At 32.6% G+C, this 7,770-nt stretch carries 8 protein-coding genes and 1 pseudogene; 5 read left to right on the forward strand and 4 right to left on the reverse strand.

Translation table 11 applies throughout. The features are described from left to right. Nucleotides 1–279 (reverse strand): annotated as a pseudogene (locus AB4Y90_RS12620) (phosphatase PAP2 family protein); the annotation flags it as partial. Nucleotides 280–405: 126 nt separating this feature from the next. On the opposite strand from AB4Y90_RS12620, the gene pdhA reads away from it, so the two are divergent. Both pdhA and AB4Y90_RS12630 read left to right on the forward strand, forming a co-directional pair. Next, nucleotides 406–1,407, forward strand: coding sequence for a pyruvate dehydrogenase (acetyl-transferring) E1 component subunit alpha (gene pdhA, locus AB4Y90_RS12625; protein ID WP_441557925.1), 1,002 nt, complete (start codon nt 406–408; stop codon nt 1,405–1,407). Between the two features lie 83 nt (nt 1,408–1,490). Then, a complete protein-coding gene (locus tag AB4Y90_RS12630; protein WP_441557926.1) occupies nt 1,491–3,095 on the forward strand; it encodes a 2-oxo acid dehydrogenase subunit E2 in 1,605 nt (534 codons plus the stop codon). Here AB4Y90_RS12630 and AB4Y90_RS12635 read toward each other — a convergent pair. Then, nucleotides 3,078–3,230: a hypothetical protein gene (locus AB4Y90_RS12635; RefSeq protein ID WP_441557927.1), complete on the reverse strand. Its 153-nt coding sequence runs from the start codon at nt 3,228–3,230 to the stop codon at nt 3,078–3,080. The two genes, AB4Y90_RS12630 and AB4Y90_RS12635, sit on opposite strands and share 18 nt — an antisense overlap. A 156-nt stretch (nt 3,231–3,386) precedes the next feature. Between AB4Y90_RS12635 and AB4Y90_RS12640 the strand changes: the two genes are divergently transcribed. Together AB4Y90_RS12640 and AB4Y90_RS12645 are read left to right on the forward strand one after the other, a co-directional pair. Further along, nucleotides 3,387–3,953: a sugar O-acetyltransferase gene (locus AB4Y90_RS12640; RefSeq protein ID WP_441557928.1), complete on the forward strand. Its 567-nt coding sequence runs from the start codon at nt 3,387–3,389 to the stop codon at nt 3,951–3,953. Nucleotides 3,954–3,981: 28 nt separating this feature from the next. Then, nucleotides 3,982–4,824 (forward strand): GLPGLI family protein, encoded by an 843-nt coding sequence (locus AB4Y90_RS12645; protein ID WP_441557929.1) that lies wholly within the window; start codon nt 3,982–3,984, stop codon nt 4,822–4,824. Between the two features lie 44 nt (nt 4,825–4,868). Here the strand turns inward: AB4Y90_RS12645 and AB4Y90_RS12650 are convergent, their stop codons facing one another. Continuing rightward, nucleotides 4,869–5,105: a hypothetical protein gene (locus AB4Y90_RS12650; protein ID WP_441557930.1), complete on the reverse strand. Its 237-nt coding sequence runs from the start codon at nt 5,103–5,105 to the stop codon at nt 4,869–4,871. A gap of 292 nt (nt 5,106–5,397) precedes the next feature. On the opposite strand from AB4Y90_RS12650, the gene AB4Y90_RS12655 reads away from it, so the two are divergent. Then, a complete protein-coding gene (locus tag AB4Y90_RS12655; RefSeq protein ID WP_441557931.1) occupies nt 5,398–7,104 on the forward strand; it encodes a helix-turn-helix domain-containing protein in 1,707 nt (568 codons plus the stop codon). A 526-nt stretch (nt 7,105–7,630) separates the two neighbouring features. Here the strand turns inward: AB4Y90_RS12655 and AB4Y90_RS12660 are convergent. After that, nucleotides 7,631–7,765, reverse strand: coding sequence for a lmo0937 family membrane protein (locus AB4Y90_RS12660; protein WP_441557932.1), 135 nt, complete (start codon nt 7,763–7,765; stop codon nt 7,631–7,633). Between the last annotated feature and the right edge of the window lie 5 nt (nt 7,766–7,770).

Here is a 7,770-nt window from a genome sequence, read left to right on the forward strand (position 1 = left end):
AATACAGACTGCAATGAAAATATACAGCGTTTTGCGTTGAACTCTGTTTGAAACATCCATATTGGTGTACCGTCCCGTTTTCACATTCCAGACAATCCAGATGATAATGGGAATAACGGTAAGCAATAAAATCGGTAAAAAATGAGTGAAAGCCTCTTTAAAAGTATAATTCTGAATGCTGAAATAGATGAAGTAAATAATTAAAGAAACCAAAGGATTAAAAAAATCTGAAATAATTCTTGATACAATATGAAGTGACGAAGTCTTTTTTTCTTCCATAAATAAGTTTGAAATGTAAATATAACATTATAAGTAAAAAAACAATTGCTGTGCATATAATAAAAACAAAGTTTTTTTCATATTTTTGCTCAACTATTTCATAATAAATAAGCAAGAAGTTCGCACATGAAAGAATTTTCTAAAGAGGTGTACCTTAAATGGTATGAAGATATGACAATGTGGAGAAGGTTTGAAGACAAATGCCGTTCTCTTTATCTAAAACAAAAAATCAGAGGTTTTTTACATTTGTACAACGGTCAGGAAGCTATTCCGGCTGGTTTTACACATGCAATGGATTTAACTAAAGACAGTATGATCACTGCATACAGATGTCACATCCATCCGATGGCGATGGGAGTAGATCCTAAAAGAATCATGGCAGAGCTTTGTGGTAAAGCGACAGGAACTTCCGGAGGTATGGGTGGATCTATGCACATTTTCAGTAAAGAACACCGTTTCTACGGAGGTCATGGTATTGTTGGAGGTCAGATTCCTTTGGGAGCAGGTATTGCTTTCGCAGATCAATTCTTCGACAGAAAAGCAGTAAACATCTGTTTCTTCGGAGACGGTGCTGCAAGACAAGGTTCTCTTCACGAAACTTTCAACATGGCAATGAACTGGAAGCTTCCTGTAATTTTTGTGGTTGAAAACAATCAGTATGCGATGGGAACTTCTGTAAAAAGAACTGCGAACCACGAAGATATCTACAAATTAGGTTTAGGTTACGAAATGCCTTGTCTTGCTGTAGACGCAATGGATCCTGAGAAAGTAGCAGAAGCTGCTTACGAAGCTATTGAAAGAGCAAGAAGAGGTGACGGTCCTACTTTCATCGAAGCGAGAACTTACCGTTTCAGAGGTCACTCAATGTCTGATGCAGAACCATACAGATCAAAAGAAGAAGTTTCAATTGCTAAAAACGATGATCCGATCGAATTAATCAAGCAAAGAATTTTAGCTAATAACTGGGCAACTGAAGAAGAATTGGAAGCTGCTGATAACAAATCAAGAGATTTCGTAGAAGAATGCATCGAGTTTATGGAAAATTCTCCATATCCGGATGCTGAAAAAGTATACGAATACGTTTACGCTCAGGAAGATTATCCGTTCTTAGATAAATTAGAAAACTAAAAATATAATAATTAATTTGATGTTTGTATTTGAGTTTCCCTAATCTCAAATCTCGAATTTCAAATCTCAAATCAATATAAATTATGGCTGAAGTAATTACAATGCCACGTCTTTCCGATACAATGACGGAAGGAAAAGTGGCTAAATGGCATAAAAAGGTAGGTGATAAGGTAAAAGAAGGAGATATTTTAGCCGAAATAGAAACTGATAAAGCAGTTCAGGATTTTGAATCTGAAATTGAAGGAACACTTTTATTTGTAGGTGTAGAAGAAGGAAACGCTGCTGCAGTAGATTCAGTATTGGCTATTATCGGAAATGAAGGAGAAGATATTTCAGGATTAACCGGCGGAGCTGCTGCTCCCAGTAATGCTTCTGAAGACAAAAAAGAAGAACCAAAAGCAGAATCAAATGATGCTGCAGCTGAAGAAACTTCTGCGGAAGTTCCGGCTGGAGTAGAAGTGATTACAATGCCTCGTCTTTCTGATACCATGACGGAAGGTAAGGTTGCTAAATGGCATAAAAATGTTGGTGATACAGTAAAAGAAGGAGATCTTCTTGCGGAAATCGAAACCGACAAAGCAGTTCAGGATTTTGAATCTGAATTTAACGGAATTTTATTAAAACAGGGTGTTGAAGAAGGTGGCGCTGCTCCTGTAGATACTGTTTTGGCAATTATTGGCCCAGAAGGAACTGATGTTTCTAATGTAGGTGCTTCAAAACCGGCTGCTAAATCTTCAGAAAAGCCTGCTGAACAGAAGTCTGAAACTAAAACAGAAGAAAAAGCTGCTCCGGTTGCAAATTCTTCATCAGACAGAGTTGCCATATCTCCTTTAGCTAAAAAAATGGCTCAGGATAAAGGGGTTGATATTAATTCTGTACAAGGTTCAGGAGAAAACGGAAGAATCGTTAAGAAAGATATTGAAAATTATCAGCCATCCGCAAAACCGGCAGCTTCTGCGCAAACAGGAAGTCCTGCTGCAGCTCAGGTTGCATTAAGTTTTGTTCAGGGAGAAGATACAGAGACTCCAAATTCTCAGGTGAGAAACGTTATCGCAAAACGTCTTTCTGAAAGCAAATTTTCTGCTCCGCATTATTACCTGATGGTGGAAATCAACATGGATAAAGCGATTGAAGCAAGAAAAGAAATCAATTCTTTACCAGATACCAAAATTTCTTTCAACGATATGGTAATTAAAGCTACGGCAATGGCTTTAAGAAAACATCCGCAGGTAAATTCAAGCTGGGCAGGTGATAAAATCATTCACAGAGGAAATATTAACGTAGGTGTTGCAGTGGCAATTCCTGACGGATTGGTTGTTCCTGTRCTTAAGAATACAGACCAGATGAATTACACTCAGATTTCTGCAGCGGTGAAAGATATGGCTGGAAGAGCGAAAAACAAAGGTCTTAAAGCAAACGAAATGGAAGGTTCTACATTCTCAATCTCAAACTTGGGTATGTTCGGAATCGAAACGTTTACAAGTATCATTAACCAACCAAATGCAGCAATTCTTTCTGTAGGTGCAATTATCGAGAAACCAATCGTTAAGAACGGACAAATCGTTGTTGGAAATATCATGAAGCTTTCATTAGCTTGTGACCACAGAGTTGTAGACGGTGCGACTGGTGCGCAGTTCTTGCAAACTTTAAAAACATATTTAGAAAGTCCTTTAACTTTGTTGCTGTAACTTTTTGAAATATAAACCATTAAAACCTCTCACTTCGAGAGGTTTTTTTCTGCAGTAATTTTTTCTGAGAAGCTTTTTCCCGCTTTCCGCTGTATCTTTTGCTCCGCTTCGCTCCACAAAAGGATGTCGCTCCAATCGGGGCTATGAGTTTTGTCATTCTTTCAAATTAAAACATGAATTTTGCACCCAATTTGTTATCCTAAGAGGAGTATAATGTGTAAAGTCAATATTTCAAATTAAAATACACACTTTAAAAACAGTAAAAATTATCAAACACCAAATTAAAATAATATGACAGAAAAAGAAAAATGCGAAAACGGTTTATTATATGATGCAAATTATGACCCTGAATTACTCAATGACAGAATGGTTTGCAAAGATCTTTGCCTTGAATATAATCAGCTTAAAAATTCAGAAGTAGAAAAAAGAAAAGAATTAATTAAGAAAATCATCAAAAATTCAAAAGAAAATATCATTATTGAGTTCAATCTCTGGTGTGATTACGGCTATAATATTGAGGTTGGAGAAAACTTTTATGCTAATCATAATTTAACCATTTTAGATGGAGCAAAAGTAACATTTGGAGATAATGTTTTTATCGGTCCGAACTGTAGCTTTTATACCGCCGGTCACCCAATTGATGTAAAGCAGCGCAATGCAGGATTAGAATACGCTCATCCTATTATTGTCGGAGACAATGTATGGTTTGGCGGAAATGTGGTGGTTTTGCCGGGCGTTTCAATTGGAAATAATTCAATAATCGGTGCGGGAAGTGTGGTCACCAAAAATATTCCGGGTAATGTAATTGCTGTAGGAAACCCATGTAAAGTCATTAAAAGTATTGCCGAATCCGAATAAAAGATATATTTTAGCAAAAAATATCAAAATGAAGAGAATTATTGTCGGCGTTTTTTTCTTTTTAAGTGTTATTCTTTTAGCACAAAACCAACGATTTGTTTATGAATATAAATTTGTAACAGATTCTACTAAAGCTAATGATGTCGGTTCAGAAATCATGTTCCTTGATGTCGCAAAAAAAGGTTCAAAATTTCATAGCGAGAAGAAAAGTATTGCTGATTCAATACATCAGGATAGAATTAATAAACAGACGAGAGATTTTGCCGGTATTGATTATGGTTTGGTTCCGTTTGTGGTTGAAAAATCTTATCCTGATTTTAAAATAGATTTTTTCAACAGCCTGGATATGAGCAAATATAAGGTTTCTGATAACCGGGAAATGAATTGGAAAATTTTACCAGATAAAGAAAAAATAGGTGATTTTAATACCCAAAAAGCATCTCTTTATTTCGCAGGCAGGCTTTGGACAGCATGGTTTGTTTCTGATATTCCCATTCAGGACGGACCGTACAAATTTCATGGTTTACCGGGATTGATCATTAAAATAGAAGATAAAACAAAATCGCATGCTTTTGTATTAAAAGAAGTAAGAAAAGGTTCCGATAAGGAATGGGTGAGTGATAACGAGAAAAAATCTTTTGGAAGCACTATTGTTATTGATCATGAAAAATACAAAAAGCAGGTAATTGATTTTAGAAATAATCCTACAAAAGGAATACGACAAATGCTTTCCGGAAACACAAAAATTATAATGAGTGATGAAAACGGTAAGCCGTTGGATATTGAAAAGATGCTGAGAGATCAGGAAAGAAATGTTAAAGCTAATAATGCAAAGAATAATAACTTATTAGAATTGGATTTGCTGAAGTAAAATAAAAAAAACTTGTTGAAATTCATCAACAAGTTTTATAAATTTTACTTTCCTTTCCAGTGAGTTCCAGTTTTTGGTGGTTCATTTTCGTAAAGATCTGATAAATACGATAAAGAATCATTTTTAAGACTTTCAAATTTTGGTGACGTTTTTATAGTATCCATGATTCTCCAATGGGTTCCAGTCTTTGGAGGTTCGTTGTGGTCGAATGTACCAGCAGAATCCTGTTTTGAAGCATTATGATCAAACGCAGAAATTTGCTCTTCTTGATCAATAAACATTTCTTCTGTCTGCCTACAAGAAATAATTGATAGTCCGACTAATACCAAACCAATTGTTATTAAATTTGTTTTCATTTTATTCTAGGATTAATGATTTTAAAACTTGTTATTTTAGTTGCCCGAAGTTACTCAAAATAAATGCCACAATACAAATATATTTGGGTTTGATTTATAAATTTTTACAATTTAAAATTTAGAATAAATATTAAAAAAATATAAAGTACTGCTCAAAATATGGCATTTCATAAATAGTTTTTATGTATTTTTGAATAAACTTTTCAGGATTTATCCAATGTTAAAAAGACTTTTTACATTTTTTTGCTGTCTGGTAACAGTTATAATATATTCGCAGGATTTTTATTCGAAGCTTAGAGAAAAGTACTGGACTTACGAAGAAAATGATCCTAGAGCACTTGTATATGTAAATCAATATATTAAAAAAGCAAAATCTGAGAAAAATTACTCAGAACTTTTTCAAGGCTACAAGGATGCCATCTTATATTCCGAAGACAAAAAAATGATATATGCAGATAGTGCAATAGTAGCTGCAAAAAAATCTGGAAAAAACGACTTTATCGGAGATGCATTTCTTAGTAAAGGTGCTATTTATTATTTTAATCAAAGAAAATATCAATCTGCTCTGGATGAATATCTAAAAGCCTATGAATACTTAAAAGATTCAAAAAATGAATTTTTAAAATATCAGAATATTTATCATATTGGGGTTGTAAAAAGTTATCTTGGCTACTACGATGAAGCTTTAAATATATTTAATGAATGTATTAGTTTTTTCGAAGTAAAAATTGATGGTGATATTAAAAAGAATATTGTTTTTAATAATACAAAAGGTTATCTCAATTCTCTTCATCAGGCAATTATATGCTATCAAATGTTAGGGAAAGACGATCAGGCAGACAAACTGCTGAAGATAGCAGAAACAAAAATCCCCAAAACAAAAGATTTTTATTTAGAAAACAGCTATTTTACAAAAAGTTTAGGTGTTTCAGAATTTAAAAAGAAAAATTATAAAAAAGCTATTTATTATTTTGATAAAGCGCTTCCAGAGCTTTTAAAAGTAAATGATTTTACTTGGGCATCTTATGTTTATTTTTATAAAGGTAAATGCTATGAGCTATTAGGCAACCAAAATCTTGAAGTAGAAAACTATAGAAAAGTAGATTCCATATTCAATGAAAATAAATTTATTCTTCCTGAATTGAGAAGTAATTATGAAGAATTGATCGAATATTACCGAAAAGATAATAATCATAAAGAAGAATTGTATTACACCAATCAACTTCTTAAAGTAGATAGCATAATTACTTCAGATTTTAAGCATCTTTCCAGCAGGGTTTATAAAGAATATGATACCAAGATGCTTTTGGAAACAAAGGAAAATTTAGAGAAAACAAATTCATACAGTAGGTTGCTTATATTCATTTGTCTGGCGATTATTACAGCATTAGGAATCGTAATGTATTACAGAATCAGAAAGCAAAAAAACATTCAAAAAAATTATGAAGATTTATTAATCAGGCTGGAAGAAAGCAATAATGCTGAAGAAGTGACACCGGTTATAAAGCCTGAAGTTCTTGATACAGGAGATAAAAATATTAAGTTTGATAACAGTATTGTAGAAAAACTTTTAAATGACATTAATGTATTCGAAAATAAACAAGGGTATCTAGAACAAGGATTAACACTTAAAAAACTTGCTGAGCAGTTTAAAACGAATACTTCTTATCTTTCGCAGGTTATTAATGAATATAAAGGAAGCAACTTTAATACATACATTAATGTTCTGAGAATTAACTTTGCAACGCAGAAAATTTATCATGATAAAGAATGGAGAAAATATTCTATTGAGCATATTGCTTCGGCGGCAGGTTTCAGCAACAGGCAAAGTTTTTCTAATATTTTTCTGGAACAGAACGGGATAAGACCTGCAGATTTTATTAAAAAGAGAATTAAAGAACTGGAAGATCAGAATCAGTCTTAGTTGTAAAAACTTAAAACATTATAAAAAATAAAAACCGAACTTCAAAAGAAGCTCGGTTTTCTATTAATAAAATGTGATGATGGTGTCTAATTTAGAATTGTAGAGAACAGGGTTCTTTTTCCTAGATTGTCAGAACCCTGATGTTCTACATGAAAACTGAATGATGAAAAGTTATTATATATGAATGATTTAAGTGTCTCTCGTTTTATCTGTAACAAATATATTATCATAAAATTTCATCAGCAACTTATTGTGGGCGCTATTTATAAATAATGACGTAAAAATTTGTAAAAAAAGACAATGTATTTATTTTTCAAATATATGATAATCAATTAGTTATATTTTGTTTTTAATTTTTGAACCACTTTTATATTTTTTTTATGATAATTTGATTTTTATCACTTAATAATATAAAATTCAAGCTGTTTAGTTATGATTTTTACAGGACTTTTCATCAGTTTTAATTTATATTCACAAAAAAAGCTGAATAATACTATTCAGCTTTTCTAATTTTTTCTGTTATTTTTTAATCTAAAGGTCTTCTGCCGGAAATAATGTTATAAAGTACTACAACTACTGCAATTACTAAAAGTACATGAATTAAATAACTGGTACTCATTCCCGGGATGATATTTAGCATTCCTAAAAGCCAAACAACAATACAAA

It is taken from the genome of Chryseobacterium sp. 2TAF14 (genome assembly GCF_052115105.1).
GTDB lineage: Bacteria > Bacteroidota > Bacteroidia > Flavobacteriales > Weeksellaceae > Chryseobacterium.